This is a genomic window from Mycobacterium kansasii ATCC 12478, assembly GCF_000157895.3.
Classification (GTDB): domain Bacteria; phylum Actinomycetota; class Actinomycetes; order Mycobacteriales; family Mycobacteriaceae; genus Mycobacterium; species Mycobacterium kansasii.
The window spans coordinates 3246925-3271965 of the sequence record NC_022663.1 but is presented as its reverse complement, the minus strand read 5'-3'; the positions used below and the strand labels follow the sequence as shown (position 1 = coordinate 3271965).

General features: G+C 65.8%; 19 protein-coding genes, 3 tRNA genes and 1 pseudogene. 14 read left to right on the top strand and 9 right to left on the bottom strand.

Annotated elements, in window-relative coordinates; genetic code table 11:
- Positions 1-12 precede the first annotated feature (12 nt).
- A tRNA-Leu gene (locus MKAN_RS14275) sits at positions 13-95 on the bottom strand.
- 270 nt (positions 96-365) lie between these two features.
- Between MKAN_RS14275 and MKAN_RS14270 the strand changes: the two genes are divergently transcribed.
- The 7 genes from MKAN_RS14270 (at position 366) to pknB (ending at position 10374) form a co-directional block, all read left to right on the top strand.
- Complete coding sequence (locus tag MKAN_RS14270; protein ID WP_023369072.1) at positions 366-2009, top strand: DUF3662 and FHA domain-containing protein; 1644 nt, start codon at positions 366-368, stop codon at positions 2007-2009.
- A 136-nt stretch (positions 2010-2145) separates the two neighbouring features.
- Positions 2146-2613 carry an FHA domain-containing protein FhaB/FipA gene (locus tag MKAN_RS14265; protein WP_023369070.1) on the top strand — a complete coding sequence of 156 codons (468 nt, stop codon included), beginning with the start codon at positions 2146-2148 and terminating at the stop codon, positions 2611-2613.
- 121 nt (positions 2614-2734) lie between these two features.
- Positions 2735-4276, top strand: coding sequence for a PP2C family protein-serine/threonine phosphatase (locus MKAN_RS14260; RefSeq protein ID WP_023369067.1), 1542 nt, complete (start codon positions 2735-2737; stop codon positions 4274-4276).
- Entirely contained in the window at positions 4273-5682 is a 1410-nt protein-coding gene (locus MKAN_RS14255) for an FtsW/RodA/SpoVE family cell cycle protein (protein WP_023369065.1), read from the top strand. The genes MKAN_RS14260 and MKAN_RS14255 overlap by 4 nt, the downstream gene beginning before the upstream one ends.
- Positions 5679-7154 carry a D,D-transpeptidase PbpA gene (pbpA, locus tag MKAN_RS14250; RefSeq protein WP_023369063.1) on the top strand — a complete coding sequence of 492 codons (1476 nt, stop codon included), beginning with the start codon at positions 5679-5681 and terminating at the stop codon, positions 7152-7154. Before MKAN_RS14255 ends, pbpA begins: the two co-directional genes overlap by 4 nt.
- On the top strand, positions 7151-8497 hold the full coding sequence (locus MKAN_RS14245) for a serine/threonine-protein kinase (protein WP_080674083.1): 1347 nt from the start codon (positions 7151-7153) through the stop codon (positions 8495-8497). Before pbpA ends, MKAN_RS14245 begins: the two co-directional genes overlap by 4 nt.
- The gene (gene pknB, locus MKAN_RS14240) at positions 8494-10374 is read left to right on the top strand and encodes a Stk1 family PASTA domain-containing Ser/Thr kinase (RefSeq protein ID WP_023369061.1); all 1881 of its coding nucleotides are present in this window, start codon (positions 8494-8496) and stop codon (positions 10372-10374) included. Before MKAN_RS14245 ends, pknB begins: the two co-directional genes overlap by 4 nt.
- On the opposite strand, the gene MKAN_RS14235 is transcribed toward pknB, so the two are convergent.
- Entirely contained in the window at positions 10352-11050 is a 699-nt protein-coding gene (locus tag MKAN_RS14235) for an aminodeoxychorismate/anthranilate synthase component II (protein ID WP_023369059.1), read from the bottom strand. The two genes, pknB and MKAN_RS14235, sit on opposite strands and share 23 nt — an antisense overlap.
- 22 nt (positions 11051-11072) lie before the next feature.
- Positions 11073-11816, bottom strand: a complete 744-nt coding sequence (locus tag MKAN_RS14230; protein WP_023369057.1) for a DUF881 domain-containing protein — start codon at positions 11814-11816, stop codon at positions 11073-11075.
- A gap of 132 nt (positions 11817-11948) precedes the next feature.
- On the opposite strand from MKAN_RS14230, the gene crgA reads away from it, so the two are divergent.
- Both crgA and MKAN_RS14220 read left to right on the top strand, forming a co-directional pair.
- On the top strand, positions 11949-12230 hold the full coding sequence (gene crgA / locus MKAN_RS14225; protein ID WP_023369055.1) for a cell division protein CrgA: 282 nt from the start codon (positions 11949-11951) through the stop codon (positions 12228-12230).
- A gap of 155 nt (positions 12231-12385) precedes the next feature.
- Positions 12386-12811 (top strand): PH domain-containing protein, encoded by a 426-nt coding sequence (locus tag MKAN_RS14220; RefSeq protein WP_023369054.1) that lies wholly within the window; start codon positions 12386-12388, stop codon positions 12809-12811.
- 9 nt (positions 12812-12820) lie between these two features.
- Here the strand turns inward: MKAN_RS14220 and MKAN_RS14215 are convergent, their stop codons facing one another.
- Entirely contained in the window at positions 12821-13369 is a 549-nt protein-coding gene (locus MKAN_RS14215) for a peptidylprolyl isomerase (RefSeq protein ID WP_023369051.1), read from the bottom strand.
- A gap of 155 nt (positions 13370-13524) precedes the next feature.
- Here MKAN_RS14215 and cwsA point away from each other — a divergent pair, with 155 nt between their 5' ends.
- From cwsA to MKAN_RS29710, 3 genes and pseudogenes are all read left to right on the top strand, one after another.
- Entirely contained in the window at positions 13525-13959 is a 435-nt protein-coding gene (gene cwsA / locus MKAN_RS14210) for a cell wall synthesis protein CwsA (protein ID WP_023369049.1), read from the top strand.
- Between the two features lie 28 nt (positions 13960-13987).
- A complete protein-coding gene (locus tag MKAN_RS14205; RefSeq protein ID WP_023369047.1) occupies positions 13988-14971 on the top strand; it encodes an amidohydrolase family protein in 984 nt (327 codons plus the stop codon).
- Between the two features lie 146 nt (positions 14972-15117).
- A pseudogene (locus MKAN_RS29710) lies at positions 15118-16282 on the top strand (IS481 family transposase).
- A 47-nt stretch (positions 16283-16329) separates the two neighbouring features.
- Here the strand turns inward: MKAN_RS29710 and MKAN_RS14185 are convergent.
- The 3 genes from MKAN_RS14185 to MKAN_RS14175 form a co-directional block, all read right to left on the bottom strand.
- Positions 16330-16402 (bottom strand) — tRNA-Ala (locus MKAN_RS14185).
- 163 nt (positions 16403-16565) lie between these two features.
- A tRNA-Ile gene (locus tag MKAN_RS14180) sits at positions 16566-16639 on the bottom strand.
- 59 nt (positions 16640-16698) lie between these two features.
- A complete protein-coding gene (locus MKAN_RS14175; protein WP_023369036.1) occupies positions 16699-17586 on the bottom strand; it encodes a DUF3566 domain-containing protein in 888 nt (295 codons plus the stop codon).
- A 320-nt stretch (positions 17587-17906) separates the two neighbouring features.
- Between MKAN_RS14175 and MKAN_RS14170 the strand changes: the two genes are divergently transcribed.
- Positions 17907-19778 carry a potassium transporter Kup gene (locus MKAN_RS14170; RefSeq protein ID WP_023369032.1) on the top strand — a complete coding sequence of 624 codons (1872 nt, stop codon included), beginning with the start codon at positions 17907-17909 and terminating at the stop codon, positions 19776-19778.
- Positions 19779-19971: 193 nt separating this feature from the next.
- Positions 19972-20214, top strand: a complete 243-nt coding sequence (locus MKAN_RS14165; RefSeq protein ID WP_023369030.1) for a DUF1918 domain-containing protein — start codon at positions 19972-19974, stop codon at positions 20212-20214.
- Positions 20215-20249: 35 nt separating this feature from the next.
- On the opposite strand, the gene gyrA is transcribed toward MKAN_RS14165, so the two are convergent.
- Together gyrA and MKAN_RS14155 are read right to left on the bottom strand one after the other, a co-directional pair.
- Complete coding sequence (gyrA, locus tag MKAN_RS14160) at positions 20250-24023, bottom strand: intein-containing DNA gyrase subunit A (RefSeq protein ID WP_023369027.1); 3774 nt, start codon at positions 24021-24023, stop codon at positions 20250-20252.
- 18 nt (positions 24024-24041) lie between these two features.
- Entirely contained in the window at positions 24042-24956 is a 915-nt protein-coding gene (locus tag MKAN_RS14155) for a TolB family protein (protein ID WP_160937681.1), read from the bottom strand.
- Between the last annotated feature and the right edge of the window lie 85 nt (positions 24957-25041).

Here is a 25041-nt window from a genome sequence, read left to right as displayed (position 1 = left end):
CTCGCAACAGTGTGGGCGAAGGGGGACTTGAACCCCCACGTCCCGAAGGACACTGGCACCTGAAGCCAGCGCGTCTGCCATTCCGCCACTCGCCCGAAACAACCGGAGGACCATACCACTGTAGTAGCCGCACGCCCCAACCGCCGCCGGCAGGTCACAACCCGTGGAGGGGCAGTGGGCTCGGGCGGAGCGGGACTCGCTCGGTCCTTGGCACCGGGCTCTTACCTGCCCGATGTTTTCTCAGGATTCTCACGGTGCCACTGCGTCACGGTGTCCCGATAGCATGTTTTGTGACCACGAGATGCGGGCGAGTCGTTTGCCTCGCGCCGACGATGACCAGAATCTAGTGAGGCGAGCGCTGAAAAATGGGTAGCCAGAAGGGCCTGGTTCAGCGCATCGAGCGCAAACTCGAGTCAACCGTCGGGGATGCATTTGCCCGGATGTTCGGGGGATCGATCGTCCCGCAAGAGGTAGAAGCCCTGTTGCGACGGGAAGCCGCGGACGGTGTGCGCTCACTCGAGGGAAATCGCCTTTTGGCGCCCAACGAGTACATCATTACCCTCAGTGTGCACGACTCGGAGAAATTGGGTGCAGACCCGGATCTCACGTCGAAGGCATTTGCTCGGTACTTGGCGGACTATATCCAAGAACAGGGGTGGCAAACGTATGGTGATGTGGTGGTCCGGTTCGAGCAATCGCCGAACCTGCATACCGGCCAGTTCCGCGCCCGCGGGACTGTTAACCCCGACGTCGAGCCCCGCCGGACGGTCACCGCTTACGCCCGGCCACAATCGAACCACGCGTTTGGCGCAGAACCAGGAGTACCACCGATGACTGACAATTCGAGCTACCGCGGCGGTCCGGGGCAGGGGCCCGACGAGTACTACGACGACCGCTACGCCCGTCCGCAAGAGGAGCCGCGCAGCGGCTCGCCTGGCGGGCCGGACCCGCGCGGCGGATATCCGCCGGAAGGCGGCGGCTACCCGCCCCAGCCCGGATACCCGCCGCCACCTCGTCAGCCGGACCAGGGCGGCGGCTACCCCGAACAACGCGGCTACCAAGACCAAGGCGGCTACCCCGAACAGGGCTACCCAGATCAGGGCGGCTACCCCGAACAACGCGGCTACCAGGATCAGGGCGGCTACCCCTCGTCGTACGAGCAGCGTCCGCCCGGCTACTCCGGCCCCGGCTACGACCAGGGTTACCGCCAGGGCGGCGGCTACGGCCAGCCACCCGGCGGCGGCTACGGCCAACCACCCGGCGGGTACGGACAACCGCCGAGCGGCTATGGCCAACCACCCGGCGGCGGCTACGGCCAACCACCCGGCGGCCAGCCCGGTTACGGGGGCTACGGCGACTACGGCCGCGAACCCGCGCGCCAGGAGGACGGTGGTTACGGCGCTCCCGGTGGTCCTGGCGCTCCGCCACAGGCCCCGCCGGAACCACAGCGGCCGGCATATCCCGACCAGGGCGCCGGCTACGAGCAGGGCGGCTACGACCAGGGCTATCAACAGGGTGGCGGCGGATACGGCCGTCAGGAGTACGGATCAGGCGACTACACCCAGTACGCCGAAACTCCGGCCCCCGGCGGCTACCCCGCCCAGGCTGGCGGGTACGCCGAGCCGGCTCGCGACTACGACTACGGCCAGTCGGCTGCTCCCGACTATGGCCAGCCGGCGGGCGGCTACGGCGGCTATGGGCAAGGCGGCTACGGATCACCCGGAAATACGGTGACCCTGCAGCTCGACGATGGCAGTGGCCGTACTTATCAGCTGCGCGACGGCTCCAACATCATCGGGCGCGGACAGGACGCCCAGTTCCGGTTGCCCGACACCGGCGTCTCACGCCGGCACCTGGAGATCCGTTGGGACGGGCAGGTCGCGCTGCTGACGGACCTGAACTCCACCAACGGCACGACCGTCAACAACGCACCGGTACAGGAGTGGCAATTGGCCGACGGCGACGTGATCCGCTTGGGCCATTCCGAGATCATCGTCCGCATTCACTGAGCCCTCTGGGCACAATGCTGCCTCGCTTACCTCGCACCGACCGCCCGACCAGTATCGTGACTTTGCTGAACTTCTCGGCATCACCGGCACGGGGCTGGCAGCGCCAGGACGGACGCCAGGACGGAAAGGACGCCAGATGCAGGGGTTAGTACTGCAACTGACGCGTGCCGGCTTCTTAATGCTGCTATGGCTGTTCATCTGGTCGGTGCTGCGGGTGCTGCGCACCGACATCTACGCACCCACCGGCGCCGTGATGGTGCGCCGCGGGCTGGCGTTGCGCGGCACGCTACTACCGTCGCGCCAGCGCAGGCAGACGGCCCGCTACCTCGTCGTGACCGAGGGCGCGCTGGCGGGCGCGCGTATCACGTTGAGCGGACAGCCGGTGTTGATCGGGCGCGCCGACGACTCCACCCTGGTGTTGACCGACGACTACGCCTCGACACGGCACGCACGGCTCTCTCAGCGGGGATCGGAATGGTACGTCGAGGACTTAGGATCGACCAACGGCACTTACCTTGACAGGGCAAAGGTGACGACTGCGGTACGAGTTCCGATTGGGGTGCCGGTTCGGATCGGCAAGACGGCAATCGAGTTGCGCCCGTGACCCGCGCCGGCGACGATGCACTGGGGGCACCACCCGCTTGCGGGGGACGCAGCGATGAGGTGGGGGCGCCCCCCCATCCGGCTGAGGCACCCCCACCTGCTGGCGGGGGAGAGCGGCGCTCGTGACCCTGGTCCTGCGATATGCGGCCCGCAGCGATCGCGGCCTGGTACGCGCCAACAACGAAGACTCCGTCTACGCCGGCGCGCGGCTGCTGGCGCTGGCCGACGGCATGGGGGGTCACGCCGCCGGCGAAGTGGCATCCCAACTGGTCATCGCCGCGCTGGCCCATCTCGACGACGACGAGCCCGGTGGTGACCTGCTCGGCAAGCTCGAGGCCGCGGTTCGCGCCGGCAACTCGGCCATCGCCGCCCAGGTCGAGATGGAGCCCGACCTCGAGGGCATGGGGACCACCCTCACCGCGATCCTCTTCGACGGCAACCGGCTCGGTCTGGTGCACATCGGTGACTCCCGCGGCTATCTGTTGCGCGACGGTGAGCTGACCCAGATCACCAAGGACGACACGTTCGTCCAAACCCTGGTCGACGAGGGCCGGATCACCGCGGAAGAGGCACACAGCCACCCCCAGCGATCCCTGATCATGCGGGCGTTGACCGGTCACGAGGTCGAACCCACCCTGACCATGCGCGAAGTCCGGGCCGGTGACCGCTACCTACTGTGCTCGGACGGGCTGTCCGACCCGGTGAGCGACGAGACCATCCACGAGGCCCTGAAGATCCCCGACGTCGCCGAAAGCGCCTACCGCCTTATCGAACTCGCGCTGCGCGGTGGCGGCCCGGACAACGTGACCGTCGTGGTGGCCGACGTCGTCGACTACGAGTACGGGCAGACCCAGCCGATTCTGGCCGGAGCGGTATCCGGTGACGACGACCAACTGACGCTGCCGAACACGGCCGCGGGACGAGCCTCTGCGATAACCCCCCGCAAAGAAGCCGTCAAGCGGGTTCCGCCGTCGGCCGAGACTTTCCATCGGCATCGGTGGTCGCGTAGGCGGATCATGCTTGTCGCCGTCCTGGCGGCGGTCCTGGTTGTCGCGGCGCTGTTCATCGGTCGCGCGATCATCCGCAACAACTATTACGTCGCCGAATACCACGGCACGGTGTCGATCATGCGCGGGATCCAAGGGTCCCTGTTGGGCATGCCCCTGCACGAGCCGTACCTGCTGGGTTGTTTGAACGCACGCAATGACCTGTCCCAGATCAGCTACGGCCAATCCCTGGACCACCTCGACTGCCACCTGATGAAATTGGAGGATCTGCGCCCGTCCGAACGCGCGCAAGTGCAGGCCGGACTTCCGACCGGCTCCCTGGACGGCGCCATCACTCAGCTGCGTGAACTGGCCGCCAATTCCCTGCTGCCACCGTGTCCGCCGCCGCGCGCGACGTCGCCGCCCGAGTCGCCGCCCGGGCCACTTACCCCGACCACCGCCAGCGGCACCCCCGAACCGAGCGTCACATCCTCGCCAGCATCCCCAACCACCACTTCCTCCGCCGGGGCCCCACCCACCACTTCCGGAAGCGCCGGCCCCAACCACGCGAGCACTTCGCCGACAGCGCCCACGTCACCGTCAACGACATCGCCGCCCGTGACCGCACTTCCGCCACCTCCTCCGCAGCCAGGCATTGACTGCCGGGCGGCGGCATGACGGCACCGCTGCAGGCGCCGGTGACGGTGACGCCCCCGTTGCCGACCCGGCGCAACGCCGAACTGGTGCTGTTGTGCTTCGCCGCGGTGATCACCGTCGCCGCGCTGCTGATCGTGGAAGCCAACCAAGATCGCAGCCTCCATTGGGATTTGGCCAGCTACGGGCTGGCCTTCCTGACGCTGTTCGGCTTCGCGCACCTGGCTATCAGGCGCTCCGCCCCGTTCACCGACCCCCTGCTGCTGCCGGTGGTGGCGCTGCTCAACGGGCTGGGCCTGGTGATGATCCACCGCCTCGACCTCGTCGACGACGAAGTCGGCCACCACAATCATCCCAGCGCGAACCAGCAGATGCTGTGGACCCTTGTCGGCGTGACTTCGTTCGCGCTGGTGGTGACCTTTCTCAAGGATCACCGCCAGCTCGCCCGCTACGGCTACACCTGCGGGTTCGCCGGTCTGGTCATGCTCGCAATACCCGCACTGCTCCCCGCACGTTTGTCCGAGCAGGGCGGCGCGAAAATCTGGATTCGCCTGCCCGGCTTCTCGATTCAGCCGGCCGAATTCTCCAAGATTTTGCTGCTGATCTTTTTTTCCGCGGTGCTGGTCGCCAAGCGCCGGCTGTTCACCAGTGCCGGTAAGCACCTGATGGGCATGAACCTGCCGCGTCCGCGGGACCTTGCGCCACTGTTGGCGGCCTGGGCGATCTCGGTGGGTGTCATGGTCTTCGAGAAGGACCTCGGCACGTCGCTGCTGCTGTATGCGTCGTTTCTGGTGGTCGTCTACCTGGCCACCCAGAAGTTCAGCTGGGTCGTCATCGGTCTGGCCCTGTTCGCGGCGGGCAGCGTCGTGGCGTACTTCGTCTTCAGCCACGTCCGGGTCCGGGTGCAGACCTGGTGGGATCCGTTCGCCGACCCCGAGGGCAGCGGCTTCCAGATGGTGCAATCGCTGTTCAGCTTCGCCACCGGCGGCATCTTCGGCACCGGACTGGGCAACGGTCAACCCGATACCGTGCCCGCGGCATCGACGGACTTCATCATCGCCGCCTTCGGCGAGGAACTCGGGTTGGTCGGTCTGGCCGCCATTTTGATGCTGTACACAATCGTCATCATCCGTGGCCTGCGCACCGCGATCGCCACCCGCGACAGCTTCGGCAAACTGCTGGCCGCGGGTCTGGCATCGACGCTGGCCATCCAGCTGTTCATCGTGGTCGGCGGCGTCACCAAGCTCATTCCGCTGACCGGGCTGACCACACCGTGGATGTCCTACGGTGGGTCGTCGCTGCTGGCCAACTATGTGCTGCTGGCCATACTGGCGCGCATCTCACACGGGGCCCGACGTCCGCTGCGCACCCGCGCCCGAAATACGACGCCGATCGCGGCGGCCGGTACCGAGGTGATCGAGCGGGTATGAACGCCTCTCTGCGCCGGATCTCGGTGACCGTGATGGCGTTGATCGTGCTACTGCTGCTCAACGCCACGATGACGCAGGTCTTCACCGCCGACGGGTTGCGCGCCGATCCGCGTAATCAGCGGGTCCTGCTCGACGAGTACTCGCGCCAGCGCGGCCAGATCACCGCGGGCGGGCAACTACTGGCCTACTCGGTGGCCACCGACAGCCGCTTCCGTTTCCTGCGGGTCTATCCCAACCCCGAGGTGTACGCGCCGGTCACCGGCTTCTACTCGCTGCGTTATTCCAGTACCGGTCTGGAACGCGCCGAGGACCCGCTGCTGAATGGGTCGGACGAGCGGTTGTTCGGCCGCCGACTGGCCGACTTCTTCACCGGGCGCGACCCGCGCGGCGGCAATGTCGACACCACTATCAACCCCCGCGTCCAACAGGCCGGCTGGGACGCGATGCAACAGGGCTGCGGCGGTCCCTGCAAAGGCGCGGTGGTGGCGCTGGAGCCGTCGACCGGCAAGATCCTGGCGCTGGTGTCGTCGCCGTCCTATGACCCCAACCTGCTCGCGTCGCACGATCCCGAGGTCCAGGCCCAAGCCTGGCAGCGGCTTCGCGACAACCCCGACTCGCCGCTGACCAACCGCGCCATCGCCGAAACGTACCCGCCGGGTTCCACCTTCAAAGTGATCACCACCGCGGCCGCGCTACAGGCCGGAGCCACCGACACCGAGCAGCTGACCGCCGCCGCCGAGATCCCGCTGCCCGGAAGCACGGCGACATTGGAGAACTACGGCGGCACGACGTGCGGCGCCGAGCCGACCGTGTCGCTGAGCGTGGCATTCGCCAAGTCGTGCAACACCGCATTCGTCCAGTTGGGCATGCTTACCGGCGCAGCCGCGCTGCGCAGCACGGCGCAGGCGTTCGGCCTGGACACTTCACCGGACCCGATACCGCTGCAGGTGGCCGAGTCGACCATCGGCCCGATCGCCGATACCGCCGCATTGGGTATGACCAGTATCGGGCAGAAGGACGTCGCCCTGACCCCACTGCAGAACGCCGAGGTCGCGGCGACCATCGCCAACGGCGGGATCACCATGCGGCCCTACCTGGTGGACAACCTCCGCGGGCCCGACCTGGCCAACATCAGCACCACTGCGCCATATCAGCAGCGGCGCGCGGTGTCGCCGCAGGTCGCCGCTAAGCTAACAGAGCTGATGGTCGGCGCCGAGAAAGTCACACAGCAGAAAGGGGCCATCCCCGGCGTGCAGATCGCATCCAAGACGGGTACCGCAGAGCACGGCACAGACCCCCGTCATACTCCGCCCCATGCGTGGTACATCGCCTTCGCGCCGGCACAGGCGCCGAGGGTTGCCATCGCGGTGTTTGTGGAGAACGGGGGCGATCGTCTGTCCGCGACCGGTGGCGCGCTGGCCGCACCGATCGGACGGGCCGTGATCGAGGCTGCGCTGCAGGGGGGCCCATGAGTCCCCGAGTTGGTATGACGCTGTCCGGCCGCTACCGCCTGCAGCGGCTCATCGCCACCGGCGGCATGGGGCAGGTCTGGGAAGCGGTCGACAGCCGGCTGGGTCGGCGGGTGGCCGTCAAGGTGCTCAAGAACGAGTTCTCATCCGATCCGGAGTTCATCGAACGGTTCCGGGCCGAGGCCCGTACCACGGCCATGCTGAACCACCCGGGGATCGCGGCCGTGCACGACTACGGCGAGAGCCAGATGGACGGCGAGGGTCGCACCGCTTACCTGGTGATGGAGCTGGTCAACGGGGAGCCGCTGAATTCGGTGCTCAAGCGCACCGGCCGGCTGTCACTGCGGCATGCGCTCGACATGCTCGAGCAGACCGGCCGCGCTCTTCAGGTTGCGCACGCGGCCGGGCTGGTGCACCGCGACGTCAAGCCGGGCAACATCTTGATCACGCCCACCGGCCAGGTGAAGATCACGGACTTCGGGATCGCCAAGGCCGTCGACGCGGCGCCGGTGACGCAGACCGGAATGGTGATGGGCACCGCCCAATACATCGCACCCGAACAAGCTCTGGGTCACGACGCGACCCCGGCCAGTGACGTATATTCGTTGGGAGTTGTTGGCTACGAAGCGGTTTCGGGTAAACGGCCGTTCACCGGTGACGGCGCCCTGACGGTGGCAATGAAGCACATCAAGGAACCGCCGCCGCCACTGCCCGCCGAACTGCCGCCCAATGTGCGAGAACTTATCGAGATCACGCTGGTGAAAAACCCCCAGATGCGCTATCGCAGTGGGGGACCGTTCGCCGACGCCGTCGCTGCGGTGCGGGCCGGCCGGCGACCGCCGCGGCCCAGCCAGTCACCGCCGCCCGGGCGGGCCGCGCCGGCAGCGATTCCGTCTAGCGCGCCGGCCCGGATCGCGGGCAACCCCACCAGCCGGGCCACGGCCCCGCGTCGCTCCCGGCCGGCGACCGGAGGAAACCGGCCACCCGCGCGGCGTACGTTCTCGTCGGGCCAGCGGGCGCTGTTGTGGGCTGCCGGCGTCCTCGGGGCGCTGGCCATCATCATCGCGGTGCTCATCGTCATCAATTCGCGTGGCGACAACCAGCCGCAGCTACCGCCCCCGACCGTGACCGACACCGGAAGCCCGCCGGCCAGCCAGACGCCCACCGGTCGGGGTTTGCGACTCGGTGGGACGGGTTTCGGCCCGTTCGACGATGCCGGCCATGACGGCTCCCAGTGGGGGCGCTTCCAGCCGCCGGGGGCGAGCCGGGCAGACCAACTCGGCCGGACTGTCGCGCTGCGGCCGACTCACCATGCGTCGCTGGACCGATACGAGACATCGCGATGACCACCCCTCGGCACCTGTCCGATCGCTATGAACTGGGCGACATCCTCGGCTTCGGGGGAATGTCCGAAGTTCACCTGGCCCGCGATCTGCGTCTGCACCGGGACGTGGCGGTGAAGGTGCTGCGCGCCGATCTAGCCCGCGACCCCAGCTTTTACCTGCGCTTCCGGCGGGAGGCACAAAACGCGGCGGCGCTGAACCACCCGGCGATCGTGGCGGTGTACGACACCGGCGAAGCCGAAACATCCGCCGGTCCGTTGCCCTACATCGTCATGGAGTATGTCGACGGCGTCACCCTACGTGACATCGTGCACACCGAAGGCCCGATGCCGCCGAAGCGGGCCATCGAGGTGATCGCCGATGCTTGCCAGGCGCTGAACTTCAGCCACCAAAACGGCATCATCCATCGTGACGTAAAGCCGGCCAACATCATGATCAGCTCGACCAATGCGGTTAAGGTGATGGACTTCGGCATTGCCAGGGCGATCGCCGACAGCGGCAACAGCGTCACCCAGACGGCCGCGGTAATCGGGACGGCGCAATATCTGTCCCCCGAACAGGCTCGCGGTGATGCGGTCGATGCGCGATCCGATGTCTATTCGTTGGGATGTGTGCTGTACGAAATCCTCACCGGCGAACCGCCGTTCACCGGTGACTCGCCGGTGGCGGTGGCCTACCAGCACGTCCGCGAAGACCCCATCCCGCCCTCGGAACGCCATGAGGGCATCTCCGCCGACCTGGACGCCGTCGTCCTCAAGGCGCTGGCCAAGAACCCGGAAAACCGTTACCAGACCGCCGCGGAAATGCGGGCCGACCTGGTCCGGGTGCACAACGGTGAGCCACCGGAGGCACCCAAGGTGCTCAGCGGCGCCGAGCGACGCTCGTTGCTGGCGGCCACACCCGGACATCCCGCCGGTCCGCGCACCGATCCGCTGCCTCGCCAGGTCCTCGACCACACCGATCGTGACCGCACCACCCCCTCGGTGGGCCGCTGGGTCGCCGTGGTCGCGGTGCTGGCGGTGCTGACGATCGCCGTCACGATCGCCATCAACACCTTCGGCGGCAACACCCGCAAGGTCCAGGTGCCCGACGTGCGTGGCCAAGCCTCCGCCGACGCCATAGCCGCGCTGCAAAACCGCGGCTTCAAAACCCGCACGCTGCAGAAACCCGACTCGACGATCCCGCCCGACCACGTCATCGGGACCGACCCGGGCGCCAACACCTCGGTGGGTGCGGGGGCCGACATCACCATCAACGTCTCCACCGGACCCGAGCAGCGTGAGCTGCCCGATGTCTCGTCGCTGACCTATGCCGAAGCGGTCAAGAAGCTGACCGCCGCCGGGTTCAGCAAATTCAAGCAGGCCGCTTCGCCCTCCTCGCCGGAGATGGCGGGCAAGGTCATCGGGACCAACCCGCCGGCCAACCAGACCTCGGCGATCACCAACGTGATCACGATCATCGTCGGCTCCGGGCCCGAGGCCAAACAGATTCCCGACGTCGCGGGTCAGACGGTCGACCTGGCGCAGAAGAACCTCAACGTGTACGGCTTCACCAAGTTCAGTCAAGCGCAGGTGGACAGCCCGAAGCCGGCGGGTGACGTGGTCGGCACCAACCCACCCGCGGGCACCACCGTTCCGGTCGATTCGGTGATCGAACTACAAGTGTCCAGGGGCAACCAATTCGTCATGCCCGACCTGTCCGGGATGTTTTGGACCGACGCCGAACCGCGGCTGCGCGCGCTGGGCTGGACCGGGGTGCTGGACAAGGGGCCCGACGTCGACGCCGGCGGATCCCAGCACAACCGGGTCGTCTACCAGAGTCCGCCCGCCGGTTCCGGCGTCAACCGGGACGGCATCATCACGCTGAAGTTCGGTCAGTAGTCCCGGCTGTGCCGGCCGCTGCGGGCGGCAGGTGCGGCCGGACGGCGGTGAGCACTTCGTTTTCCAGCCGGCGCACCAACGTGTCGTTGCGCGCCCAGCCGCAATAGGTCAGCCAGTTGGCCAGCATCCGGTGTCCGCCCTCGGTCAGGATCGACTCCGGATGGAACTGGACACCGTGAATCGGCAACTCGCGGTGCCGCACGCCCATGATCACCCCGTTGCGGGTATGGGCGGTGACCTCCAGCTCGGCCGGTAGCGACTCCGGCAGGATGGTCAGCGAGTGATACCGGGTTGCCGTGAATGGGTCCGGAAGTCCTTGCAGTACACCGACATTCGTGTGGTAGACGCTGCTGGTCTTGCCATGCAGCAACTCGGGCGCGCGGTCGACGGTGGCCCCGAACGCCACGCCGATGGCCTGGTGTCCCAGGCACACGCCCAGCAGCGGGGTTCGCGCCGCGGCGCACGCCTCGACCATGCTCACCGATGCCCCCGCGCGTTCGGGCGTGCCGGGGCCGGGACTGAGCAGCACACCGTCGAATTGCCCGGCGACGGCGGTCTCGTCGGCGAGCCGGACATCGTCGTTGCGCCACACTTCGGCCTCGACGCCCAATTGGCCCAGGTACTGGACCAGGTTGAACACGAAGCTGTCGTAGTTGTCGACGACCAGAATCCGCATCGTGACAGGTTACCGTCCGGCCTCAGTAACCCACTGGCCCCAGCGGCTGCGCGAAATGCATCCGGACCGGTTCGGAATGTCCGACGACCTGCACGTCGGACTTGACTTCTTCGTGGTACCCCAATCCGAACCGGACCACGTACTGCTTGTAGAGGGTCACCAGCGGAGCCGCGGCCAAGGCTGCCTGCATGGCGGCGGGATTGCCGATCGCGGTGATCGTGTACGGCGGGCTGTAAGTGCGTCCGTTGAGCAGCAACGTGTTGCCGACGCAACGCACCACCGAGCTCGCGATGATGCGCTGGTCTTGCATCTGGATCGCCTCGGCGCCCGCGCTCCACACCGCGTTGAAGACGGCATCGATGTCCTGCTGGTGCACCACCAGGTCGTCAGGGGAGGCGTCGCGGGGAAAGCGGCCATGGGCGTCGCGCTGCGCGTCGTTGAGCGTCACCACCACGCCGGGGCCGTGGACCGGGTTCATACCCGCCTCACCGGCCAGCTCGGCGGCCCGCCTGAGCATCGCCGCCAATGCGGTATCCGACGACGGAATGTGTGCCGTCTCGATCTGTTTGGTCAGCGCGTCCCGCTGGGCATCCAGCCGGTTCACCGACGACTGGGCGTGGCGGACGAGATCGACGAGCCGCGGCGCGTCGCTGCGGCGAATCTCCGCACCGCCGGAAACCCCGTGCGTCGCGGCCAGCAACAAGCCGGCGAGCAGGCACACCAGCGGAACGCCGAAACGCCACGGCGAGCGGCGCTCATCGGTCATCACGTCTCCGTTTCCTGGTCGCGAGGCCAGTTGGGTTAGTCTCGTAGCCAAGCTTTGGCTGCAGCTGCAACTGCAACCGCAATCGTCGCACTTTGTCCGCTCACCGTGTTGTTGAGGTATCCGAGGTACTACATGCCCAAGTCGAAGGTCCGCAAGAAGAACGACTTCACCGTCAAGCCGGTCAGCCGCACACCGGTGAAAGTGAAGGTCGGACCATCCAGTGTGTGGTTCGTCTCCTTGTTCATCGGGCTGATGCTGATCGGCCTCGTCTGGTTGATGGTGTTTCAGTTGGCCGCCCTCGGCAGTCAGGCCCCCAAGGCGCTGCAGTGGATGGCGGATCTGGGCCCGTGGAACTACGCCATCGCGTTCGCTTTCATGATCACCGGTTTGTTGCTCACCATGCGGTGGCACTGAGCCACAGCGCGGCCGAAATGAATTTATTTCAGGCGGGGTTCTTTACTGATCCAGCAACCTTGTGGTTCGTCAATCACATGGATGTGATTTATCCCCACTGTTGATAGCGTCTGTGGATAACCGAGTCTTCGGTGGTCGGAGGGTCCGGATAGCGCATGCAGCAAACACAATGGTCGCCTCCGGCGGCAGGAATCGCTGGCTGCGGCGTTGCGGGCGTATTGATGGCTATCGGGTCTGTGACCTTGGTCACAGATCCGCCCGGGCGCGTGATGGCCATGGTTGCCGCACTGGGTTTGATCTTGTTTGCCGGTGTTTCCTGGCGGGCACGGCCGAAGCTGGCAATCACCGGCGACGGGCTGGCGATCCGGGGGTGGTTGCGGACGCAGTTATTGCGGCGGCTCGACATCAAGATCATCCGGATCTCTCAGTTCCGGCGTTACGCGCGCAACGTTCGACTCCTCGAGATTGAGACGGTCAACGACCGACTGTTCATCTTGTCCCGTTGGGACCTTGGGACCGATCCGCTGAACGTGCTCGATGCCCTCACCGCAGCCGGCTACGCCGGCCCCGGGCGCGGGTAGAGCGGTGGTTCAGGAGATGGTGATCGACTCGATCACCACCGGGTCGGTGGGCCGATCGTTCCCGTCGGTGGGTGTGGTCGCGATGGCGTCGACGACACGCTGCGACTCCGGATCGGTCACCTCACCGAAGATCGTGTGACGCCGGTTCAGGTGCGGCGTCTTGCCGACGGTGATGAAAAACTGTGAGCCGTTGGTGCCGGGTCCTGCGTTGGCCATCGCCAGCAGGTAGGGCTTGTCGAATTGCAGTTCGGGGTGGAATTCGTCGGCGAACTTGTAGCCCGGCCCACCGCGGCCGGTGCCGGTCGGGTCACCGCCCTGGATCATGAAGCCGTTGATCACCCGGTGAAAGACCGCGCCGTCGTAGAACGGGCCGGAGGTGCCTCCCGATGCATTTTGGGTCGAGTAATCCTTGGTGCCCTGCGCCAGGCCGACGAAATTGGCGACGGTCTTGGGCGCGTGGTTTCCGAAGAGGGCGACCTTGATGTCTCCGCGGTTGGTGTGCAGCGTGGCGGTGGCAGTCTGAAACGGGCTGTTAGTCACGGGATCACAGTGTGCCATTACCCCGTGGCGCGGCCGCAGCCGGTGCCACCCGACGCGAACCGCGCGGTATTGAGGCAATGGGCCCGCGGACGTCCTTGTGGTGGCAGTCTGTGGGGGTATCGGAGTGGCTCTGGGCTAGTGAATCGACCAGCCAGACACCAGAAAGGCGGCAGATGAGCGAGAAGGTGGAAACCCGGTTGACCCCGAGGGAGCGACTGACCCGCGGCCTGACCTATTCGGCGGTTGGGCCCGTGGACGTGACCCGTGGTGTCGTCGGACTCGGAGTGCAGTCCGCGCAGTCGACCGCCTCGGAGGTTCGTCGCCGCTATCGAGAAGGCCGTTTGGCCCGCGAGATCGCCGCCGCTCAAGAAACGCTCGCCCAGGAACTGGCCGCTGCCCAGGAAGTGGTGGCAAACCTGCCCCAGGTGCTTCAGGAAGCACGGCGGTCCCAGCGCCGCGGCAGCAAGAAGCGGGTGTGGGTGATCGCCGGGGCGGCCACCGTCGTCGTCGTGGCCGGCGGTGCGGTGGCATTCACCATCGTGCGGCGCTCGTCGCGCCCGGAGCCCTCGCCGCGCCCGCCGAGTGTGGACGTCCAGCCGCGCCCGTAGGCCACTGCATCACGGGGCGAGGCTTGCAATGTCGTTGATTGCGCTGGAAGAGCATTACGCGTGGGATCCGGTCAGCGCCGACAATGTCGTCGGCAGCTGGCTTCGGCTGCACAATCGCACCGCATACGAGCGGCTCTACGACCGGGGACCATTGCGGCTGGGGCAGATGGACGCCGCGGGAATCGACTTCCAGATCCTCTCGCTGTTCGATCCCGGTGTGCAGGCCGACGGCGACGTCCACCGTGCGGTCGACGGTGCGCGTCGCGCCAATGACGACTTGGCCGAGACAATTGCCGCGATGCCGGACCGATTCGGCGCGTTCGCGACCCTGGCGCCCCAGGATCCGCAGGCCGCGGCGGCCGAATTGACCCGCGCCGTCAGCGAATTGGGGTTCGTCGGAGGGCTGATCAATGGGCACACTCAGGGCCGTTATCTCGACGACCCGGCCTACTACGGGTTGTTCGAAGCCGCCGAAGCACTGCAGGCACCGATCTATCTGCATCCGACCACTCCGCACCCCGCGGTCATGGACGCCTGGTTCAAGCCTTACCTAGGGGCCGGCCTGCACCTGGCATCGTGGGGTTTCGGCGTGGAGACCGGCACGCATGCGCTGCGACTGATCTACTCGGGCCTGTTCGACCGCTTTCCGCGGCTGCAGATGATCTTGGGCCACCTGGGCGAGATGCTGCCGTTCGCCGCCCACCGGATCGACCGCTACTACGGCCTTGCCGGCGATCCGGATGCCGGCCGCAAGCTGCGCCGGTTGCCGTCGGAGTACCTGCGCTCGAACTTCTATGTGACCACCAGCGGCAACTTCTCGGCGCCGGCGTTTGCTTGCACGCTGGAAGTCATGTCTGCCGATCGGGTGATGTTCTCGGTCGATTATCCGATGGACGACAACATGGCCGGCGCGAAGTTCCTCGCCGACTTCCCGTTCGACGACGAGCTGCGGCAAAAAGTCGCCGCCGGCAACGCGCAGCGGCTGTTCAAGGACAAGATCCCGGCACTGTAGATGCGCTGCGAGCGGTGCCGGCTGCGCTTTCGTCCTGTGGAGCCTAGGGTGTCTGAGTTCATGACATAGGTGACACATGAGTCGCGTCATAGGTGACACCTGGAACAGCGCCCGATGAGTCGCGTCATAGGTGACAGTCATGGCTCATGTCCAAAGCCCGTGTGGTTGTCCTTGAAGTCGTGTCGGGCCGCTTATCGGTCACCGCAGCAGCGCGTGCCTACGGGATCTCTCGCCAACAACATCTACCGGCGTTTGGCGCGCTATCACAGCGGCGGTTTGGAAGCGATCAATCCGCGCTCACGGCGACCAGCCAGCAACCCACGCGCGGTGGCTGATGAGGTGATCGCGGCGATCGTGACAACCCGTGAAAGATTAGTCGCCGACGGCCTGGACGCCGGGCCGCTGACCCTGCAAGAGCACCTGACCCAAGCCGGCCTGGCGGTGCCGTCCACCTCCACCATCCGACGCATCCTGCATCACCACGGCCTGATCACCCCCCAGCCCCGCAAGCGGCCCCGCAGCTCCTACCGCCGCTTCGCCGCCGAACAACCTAACGAGTGCTGGCAATCCGATTTCACCCACTGGTCATTGGCCGACGGCACCGACGCCGAGATCCTCAACTGGCTCGACGACCATTCCCGATACCTGCTGCACTGCACCGCCTACCGCCGTGTCAGCGGCGCAGACGTGGTAGCCAGCTTTATCGACACCGTCACCGGCAGCCACCCTGACCGACAACGGCGCGGTATACACCTCACGATTCACCCACGGCCACAACGACTTCGAACGCCTCCTGGCAACCCTGGGCATCACCCAGAAAAACGGCCACCCCGGCCACCCACAAACCCAAGGGAAAATCGAACGCTTCCACCAAACCCTCAAACGCTGGCTGGCTGCCCGCCCGCACCCAGCCACCATCACCGAACTGCAGACCCTGCTCGACACCTTCACCGCCATCTACAACCACCACCGCACCCACCGCGCCCACCCAGGACGAACCACCCCCCGACAGGCCTACACCGCCAGACCCAAAGCCCACCCGACCGACAACCCAGCGCCCAGTTCCGCATCCGCCACGACCACGTCGACCAATTCGGCAAACTCACCGTGCGCCACGCCAGCCGACTGCACCACCTCGGCATCGGACGCACCCACGCCCACACCCCAGTACTCATCCTGGCCACCAGCAAAACCGTCACCGTCATCAGCAAAACCGGCCACCACATCCTCAGCAGCCACATCATCGACCCCGACAAAAACTACTGGCGCAACCAAAACAAAAACCCCGGCCGATGGCCGGGGAATCCGTAACCCATGACGCGACTCATCTGTCACCTATGACTCGACTCATCACACTGTGGAGCCTAGGGGAATCGAACCCCTGACACCCGCCTTGCAAAGGCGGTGCTCTACCAACTGAGCTAAGGCCCCTCGTCATTGCGAACCGCGTCCCGAGACGGGTAACCAGACTCCGGATCCGGCGCCACGTGCCACACTTCGGCGCCGCGCCGTGCCCGCACCGCCGACACCACCGCAGCGATTGCTGCCAGTGATAACGCGAGCCTCACGCAACACCTTGACGGGCACATGGTCGTGGGCCTAGGAGGACTCGAACCTCCGACCTCTTCGTTATCAGCGAAGCGCTCTAACCGCCTGAGCTATAGGCCCGGATTCCGGATACGGCCGAGCGACGAGATTACCGCAATCGCCGCCCCACCCCCAAAATGCTAATCCCGGTCGGCCAGCGTCACCTCGATGCCGCCGATCAGATCCGTGGTGAGGTTGTAGACGAACGCCCCGATGGTGGCCATCGCGGTCATCAAAACGATGTTGACCAAGCCGATCAGTACGGCGCCGCCGAAGATCGTGCCGCTGGAGACCAGTTCTGCGCTGCTGCCGCTGGTGTTGTTGAGCAGGTCGCCGACGTTGCTGTTGAGCTTGGCCCACACGCCCATGCCGCCGAGCACCAGGTACAGGAACGCCACCGAGATCATCCAGACGAAGAACAGGGCCACCGACAGCAACAGCGACACCTTCAGCGTGCTCCACGGATCGATCCGCCGGATCTGCATGCTGGCCCGCACCGGTCCGCGGCCTCGCCGGGGCGAAACTTGCACACGGGATTCGCGGGATTCGGTGGTCACCGCACGGCTGGCGGTGGTCGTGGTTGCCGGCGCGTCGACCGGACGGTCGGGTGCGGACCTGCGCTGCGCCCGAGGGATAGGTCCCGATAGATCAGGCAACTCGCTGGCGTAGGCCTCGACCGGTGGACCGTCGCTACGGGCCGGAACGTCGTCGGGCTCCGGTGCGCTCGTCTTCACCGGCCCGGATGGGGCGCCCGACGGCGCCGAGGTACCGGTGATGAAGCGGTTCAACCGGGCGTCGACGGCCGAGCTCGGTCCGGGTGGCCGCACGTCGGTCGGCGGATCGTTCGGTTGCCACTGCCCCGGCTGAGACGGCCAGGCGCCACCTCGGTGCCGCGACGCAGCGTCTACGGGCTCTGACGCGCGGCCCGGTCCGGTCGTCGCCCGGTGTGCACCGGCACGCTCGGCCACAGCATCCCCATTCGGTAAGTCGCCCGTATTGGGGGCGCCCGGCTCGTTCGGTGAGGTCACCCCGACTCCTAACATGTGTACCCAGGTCGCTGAGTCTAGTTGCCCTGGTGTTCGGCGGCGGATCCGCCATCCGGATCGTCACCGGGCGGTGACGACATCGCCGCCACGTCACCGACGCGGCCGCCAAGCCCGGTGCCGCTGCCGAGCTCGTGTCCGGCGCGTCTAGCCAGACGGCGGCCGGCCGGGCATCCGCGGATTACGATCGATCCGCCGCTCCGCAACCGCCACAACCGAAAGTACGAGGACTCGCCGTGACAGCGGACTCGCACACCGCGTCCCCTCCTCAGTCGGCCACCGGCGGGCCCACGGCCAGTGTCGCCATGGTCGTCGGTGGGCTCGGTGTGGTCTTCGGCGACATTGGCACCAGCCCCATCTACACGATTCAGACGCTCTTCAGCCCCAGTGACCCACACCCCGTGCCCATCGCCCAGGCCAACGTCTTTGGCATCGTGTCGTTGATCTTCTGGTCGGTGATGATCATCGTCACGCTGACCTACATCACACTTGTGATGCGTGCCGACAACAACGGCGAAGGCGGCATCATGGCGCTGATCACCTTGATACGGCGCGGCGGCGGCGTGCGCGGTCGTCGCACCGCGAAGACCTTGGCCGCGTTGGGAATCTTCGGCGCGGCACTGTTTTTCGGCGACAGCATGATCACCCCGGCGATATCCGTGCTGTCGTCGGTAGAGGGTCTCAAAGTGATCGAGCCAGGCCTTAAGGATTGGGTCGTCCCCCTTACAGCGGTAATCATCGTGGGGTTGTTCGCCGTGCAACGTCACGGCACCGAAGCGGTCGGGCGGCTATTCGGACCGGTCATGATCGCTTGGTTCGTCGCGATCGGCGCTTCCGGGTTATCCGGGGTTGCCGACAACCCGGAGATTTTGAAGGCGCTGTCGCCGACGTATGCGCTGGCGTTCATGGCCGGTCACTTCCACATCGCCTTCTTTTCTCTCGCGGCAGTTGTCCTGTCGGTCACCGGAGCTGAGGCGCTCTACGCCGACATGGGTCACTTCGGTCGCCGGTCCATCTCGCTCGGTTGGCTGCTTCTCGTCCTGCCTGCCTGCACGCTGAGTTATTTCGGTCAGGGCGCACTGGTGCTTCGCGACCAGACCGCGGTGCGCGCTCCCTTTTTTCTGCTGACCCCGGAATGGGCACGGATCCCGATGGTGCTGCTCGCCACGGCCGCAACGGTGATCGCATCGCAGGCAGTGATCACCGGTGCGTATTCGGTGGCATCCCAGGCGGCTCAGCTGGGCTACCTGCCGCGGCTGCGCATCGAACACACCTCGGCGTCGACGATCGGTCAGATCTATGTGCCGTGGATCAACGGCGTGCTCATGGTCGCCGTGCTGACACTGGTATTCGCGTTCCGCAGCTCGGCGGCGCTGGCTTTTGCGTTCGGGATGGCCGTGACCGGCACGATCACGATCGTTACTCTGCTGTTCCTCTACATCGCGCGAACCCGGTGGGGCACCCCGCTCTGGCTGGTGCTGATCGGCGGCGGCGCGTTGCTGCTGGTCGATCTGATGTTCCTGGCCGCCAACCTGACCAAACTCGTGCATGGCGCCTGGCTACCGCTACTGATCGGCCTGGCCGTGTTCACGGTGATGACCACCTGGCAGCAGGGCCGGGTGATCGTCACCCGGGTGCGCGAGCGGGAGGAAGGGCCGTTGCGTGGGTTCGTCGAGGAGCTACGGCAATACGATCCGCCGCTGGTGCGCACGCCGGGAACGGCGGTATTCCTCAACCGCGGCACCAAGACGGCGCCACTGGCGATGCGAGCCAACGTCGAGCACAACCGCGTCCTGCACGAAAACGTCGTCATCATGTCGATCGACACGATGCCGGTGCCGCGGGTGCCGGATGCAGAGCGCACAACTATCGACAGCCTCGGCTACTCGCAAGACGGAATCATTCACGTCAGCGCCCGCTTCGGATACATGGAAAGGCCCCACGTCCCGCACGCTCTGAGCCTGCTCGACTCCAAGGAGACGGAGGGCTTTCTCGACGTCGATACGGCTTCCTACTTCTTGTCGAAGATCGAATTGACGGCCGGGGCGGAAGCCACCATGTCGTCTTGGCGCAAGCGCCTGTTCATCGCCACGTCGTACATCACCGCCGACGCCGCCGCGTATTTCAGCCTGCCGCTCGATCGAACGGTGATCATCGGTTCACGTATCGAGATCTGATACCGGATCACTTCCGCCACGGAGTCTCTTGCAACAGGGCGTGGCAGTTCTGCCCGCCTCACCGCGACACGCGGGACCGCGCACCCGCCGTCAGCGGCGGATGTCGTGCGTACTTCCGTTTGGTGACCGCCGCGCGCACCATGGAGAGATCGGAGGTTCTCACAAGACGGGCAAGACGGGAAGGAAGCGCGCGATGAAGGCGAAAGTCGGCGACTACCTCGTGGTCAAGGGCACCACCACCGAACGACATGACCAACATGCGGAGATCACCGAGGTACGTTCCCAAGACGGCTCGCCGCCATACGTGGTGCGTTGGCTGGTGACCGGGCACGAGGCGACGGTGTACCCCGGGTCCGATGCGGTCGTCGTCAGCGCGGCCGAACACGAGGAGGCCGCACGACGCGCTGCCGTCCGGGCCGGACGTACCGCCACATAGGCCGGCACGTCGCTGAGGTTCACCGCGGCTACGGGCTACTTGCCCGAGCCGTTGCCGTCGTCGGTTTCCCCGATCGCCTCCTCGCTTTCCTCGGCGTTGCGTGCGATGGCCAACAGAGTGTCGCCCTCACCCAGGTTCATCAAGCGGACACCCTTGGTCTGGCGTCCCGCCTTGCGAACCTGTCGTGCCGCCGTCCGGATGACGCCGCCGCCGGAGGTGATTGCGTACAGCTCGCTGTCGTCGTCGGCGATCAACGCTCCCACCAGCCTGCCGCGCCGGCGGTCATACATCACGGTCAGTACACCCTTGCCGCCGCGGCCCTGCACCGGGTACTCCTCGATCGCGGTGCGTTTGGCGTAACCGCCGGACGTAGCGACCAGCAGATAGGTGCCTTCACGGACCACGTTCAGCGACAGCAGCCGGTCGTCGGCGTTGAATCGCATGCCCTGTACCCCGGAGGTGGCCCGGCCCATCGGGCGTAGCGCCTCGTCGGTCGCCGAGAACCGGATCGACTGCCCGTTGGCCGAAACCAGCAACAGGTCGTCCTCGGCCGAGCACAGCACCGCCCCGACCAGCTCGTCGTTGTCGCGCAGATTGATCGCCACGATGCCGCCGGAGCGGTTGGAGTCGAAATCGGTCAGCTTGGACTTCTTGACCAGCCCGTTCTTGGTGGCCAACACCAGATACGGAGCATCCTCGTAACCCCGGATCTGGATGACCTGGGCGATGCGCTCCTCGGGCTGGAAGGCCAACAGGTTGGCGACGTGCTGGCCGCGCGCGGTGCGCGAGGCCTCGGGCAACTCGTAGGCCTTGGCCCGATACACCCGGCCCTGAGTGGTGAAGAACAAGATCCAATCGTGGGTCGAGCAGACGAAGAAGTGCGCGACGATGTCGTCCTGCTTGAGACCGGCGCCCTGTACGCCCTTCCCGCCGCGCTTCTGGCTGCGGTACAGGTCGGTCTTGGTGCGCTTGGCATAGCCGGTTTCGGTGATGGTGACCACGACGTCCTCGCGGGCGATCAGGTCTTCGTCGCTGACATCGCCGTCGGCGGCGACAATCCGGGTGCGACGGTCGTCGCCGTGCTTGTCGACGATCTCACCGAGTTCGTCGCGCACGATGCCGCGCTGTCGCTCGGGTTTGGCCAGGATGTCTTCCAAGTCGGCGATCTCGGCCTCGATTTTGGCGAGGTCGTCGACGATGCGCTGACGTTCCAGTGCCGCCAGACGCCGCAGCTGCATGTCGAGGATCGCCTGGGCCTGGATCTCGTCGATGTCGAGCAACTCGATCAACCCGGCCCGGGCGATGTCGACGGTCTCCGATGCCCGGATCAGGGCGATCACTTCGTCCAGCGCGTCGAGCGCTTTGACCAGGCCGCGCAGGATGTGGGCCCGCTCGTTGGCTTTTCGCAGCCGGTAGCGGGTGCGCCGGATGATGACGTCGAGTTGGTGCTCGACGTAGTAGCGGATCATCTGGTCGAGCCGCAGCGTGCGCGGCACCCCGTCGACGATGGACAGCATGTTGGCGCCGAAGCTCGTTTGCAGCTGGGTGTGCTTGTAGAGGTTGTTGAGTACCACCTTGGCCACGGCGTCGCGTTTGAGCTCGACGACGATGCGCACACCGACCCGCTCGCTACCCTGGTCCTCGATGTTGGCGATACCGGCAAGCTTGCCGTCGCGCACCTGCTCGGCGATCGAGGTGATGAAGTTGTCGTGGTTGACCTGATACGGCAGCTCGGTGATGACCAGAGAGGTGCGGCCGCGCGAATCTTCTTCCACCTCAACGACTCCGCGCATCCGGATGGAACCGCGACCGGTCTTGTATGCGTCGGCGATGCCCTGGGATCCGACGATGAGCCCGGCGGTGGGGAAGTCGGGGCCCTTGACCCGTTCCATCACCGCGGCCAGCGTCGTTTCTTCGTCGGCGTCGTAATTGTCCAGCGCCCAGAACACCGCGTCGGCGAGTTCGCGCAGGTTGTGCGGCGGGATATTGGTGGCCATGCCCACCGCGATGCCACCGGAACCGTTGGCCAGCAGGTTGGGGAACCGGCTGGGCAGCACCGTCGGTTCCTGCACCCGGCCGTCATAATTAGGGATGAAATCGACTGTCTCCTCGTCGATTTCGCGCAGCATCTCCATGGCCAACGGGGTTAGCCGGGCCTCGGTGTTGTGGCTGACGAAACCGTTGGTGAGGAAGGCGTGGTCGTCGGTGTCGACCCGCAGGCTGTACACCGGCTGCACGCCGGCGTCCGTGACGGAGGCGACCCGCGCGTAGTAGAAGCGGCCGTCGGTGAGGTCCGTCGCAATGGTACGGACATCGGGGTCGGCGATGTGCGAGAGGATTTCGGCACCGTCGCCGCGCCACCGCGAAAGGCGGTCAATGTTGTGCTTGTGCAACCATTCCTTGTCGACCCACCGGCTGCCGCAGTGCCTCCGAATAAACCGAGCTAGTCCGGGCACGTGATCGCTGTCTCTGCCGGCGCACGGGGGCATGGCGGCCAGGATCTTGCTCAGCTCGGTTTGCTTTGCGCCACCGAAACCGATTTGCTTTGCAAATAATTCGGCTTGCGCCCGATCGGTGATGACGACCTTGTACTCGCCGGCCGCATGTAAGTATCGCCGGGATATCACACCGAACTCGAGCAACATCTGCTGCACGTCCATGGCCAGCTGCTTGCTTACGGTGTTGTATGAGATCTGAATCGTATTGTGTGGCCGCCTCGAACACGAACCGTCGCCCTCGAAGAGTGCTTGCAGGAAGACGCGTTTGACGGCCGCGGGAGAGTGCCACATCCACTCCGGCACATACGTGTCTGCCGACCGCATGCCCAGTATCTGCCACAACCGGCTCTGCTTCAGAGCAGTCACGTTCTGGGTGTAGAGCGTGTGCTGCAGCGATCCCGAGGCGATTGTCTGCTGGTAGACATCGCGTTTGCCGCCGACAACGGCGTCGTAAGCCCGGGCCACCATGGTGAAGTAGTCGCGGTCCAGATTGGCAAAGCCGGCGCGGGTTTCCGAAACACAGCCCTCACTAATGAATGCCCCCAACAGGAGCGCTTCCATCGTGTCGTGCCAGTCAGCGGGGCCCAATTCCATTGGAGGGGTGCGCTGTAGCGCCACATAATCGTCTGGGTGGATTTCTTCGATCAGCTTCCACAACAACGTGGGCACGCCACCAACGTCGACAAGGCACAGCAACGGGTGGTTCGCGGTGCCGGTGACCTCATAACCCTCCGCGGTGCGCACCATGTAGGTCTGATGGTCACCGGAATGAAAGAGGCGATCGGCCGCTACCGGGTTGCCGTGCCGATCCAGCACCTTCAGCTCGACCGCGTTATCCGAATTGGGCCGGGCGCCCGGCACGACATCGGCGATGCGCATCGACTGTCCAAATGGCAACCGCACCAACGCATCTCCGGTCACGCAATAGCGCATCGCCGCCGGTGGATCGTTGCCTGGCGACCCGAAGTTGCCCTGGCCGTCGACCAGCGGATAACGCAGCGACCAGGGCTGCGCCATCCGCACCAGGGTGTCGTAGATCGACGCGTCGCCGTGCGGGTGGTAGTTACCCATCGTCTCGGCGACCGACCGTGCCGACTTGGCGTGGCTGCGGTCCGGACGAAAACCCGAGTCGTACATCGCATACAGCACTCGCCGGTGCACCGGTTTCAGACCATCACGCACTTCCGGCAACGCACGGCCGACGATGACGCTCATCGCGTAATCGATGTAGCTGCGCTGCATCTCCTGCTGGATGTCGACCGGCTCGATCCGTTCGGCAGAATTGTCGGGCGGCAGCGTCGTGTCTGTCATCTAATCCTCGTTCTGGTGTTAGTTGTGACGCGCGGCATATCCCCAGCTGGGGGAAGTGTGGTAGTCACCGCGCTGCGGCTTGGAGACTTGGCGCACACCGGAGCCGTCGGCATTGACCACAAAGATTGCCTGCGCTCCGACGTCGAATAATGTGTCGGTATAGGCAATCTGGGTGCCGTCTGGCGAGAACGTCGGCAGAGTCCATTCGGCGCGCGGATCCTTGAGATCGGCGAGTTTGCGGGGATTTGTGAAGTTGGCATCGGCGACAAAGAGTGCATTCCTGCCCCGGCTCACGCTGAGCTGATAAACGATCTTCTTGCCATCCCGCGAATACCCCAGTTGGGCAGGGACACCCCGGAAATCCTCGCGCGTCGCAATGACTCCTTCTGGAACCGGAAGCGTTAGCTCGTCGGTCTTGTCGCCCTGGACAACGTCGGCGATGGTGGCGAAGACCAACCGTTGGCCAAAGTCTGCTTTGGCCAACCTGTCATATACCACCGCCCGACTGTCGGGCGTGAACACCACACGCAACGGCGGAACGGACACGGGAGCCTCGGAAGCCCCGAAGGGCGCCATGAGCTGCCTTGGCTCACCGCCGGTGGCGTCAACGACATAGATCGAACTGCCCCCGGTGGCACTTTCGACATAGGCCACCGTTTTGCCGTCGGGGGAGAAGGCTAAGGCCACGGATTCGTTGATGTGTGATTCAGCCGCAACGGCTTTGGTCAACGGCCGTGCGCTCTTCAGGTCGGAATCCGTGACGAATACCTGCGCAGGCTTACCCGCGATGTAGGCGATCTTGTGCCCGTCGGGGGAGAATACCGCCGATTCCGCCGGTGGGTCGGGTGGTCGCAGCACACGCTCACCGCTGCCATCCGCGTTCATGATGTGAAGCGAATTGACTTGTGCAACTTGCGAGGTGTAGACGATCACGAGGTCACCGGGACCGGACTCGGCTTCCCTCGGGGTCGCCTCGCGGGCGCAGCCTGCGAGCAACAGCACGCCGGCACCCAGCACC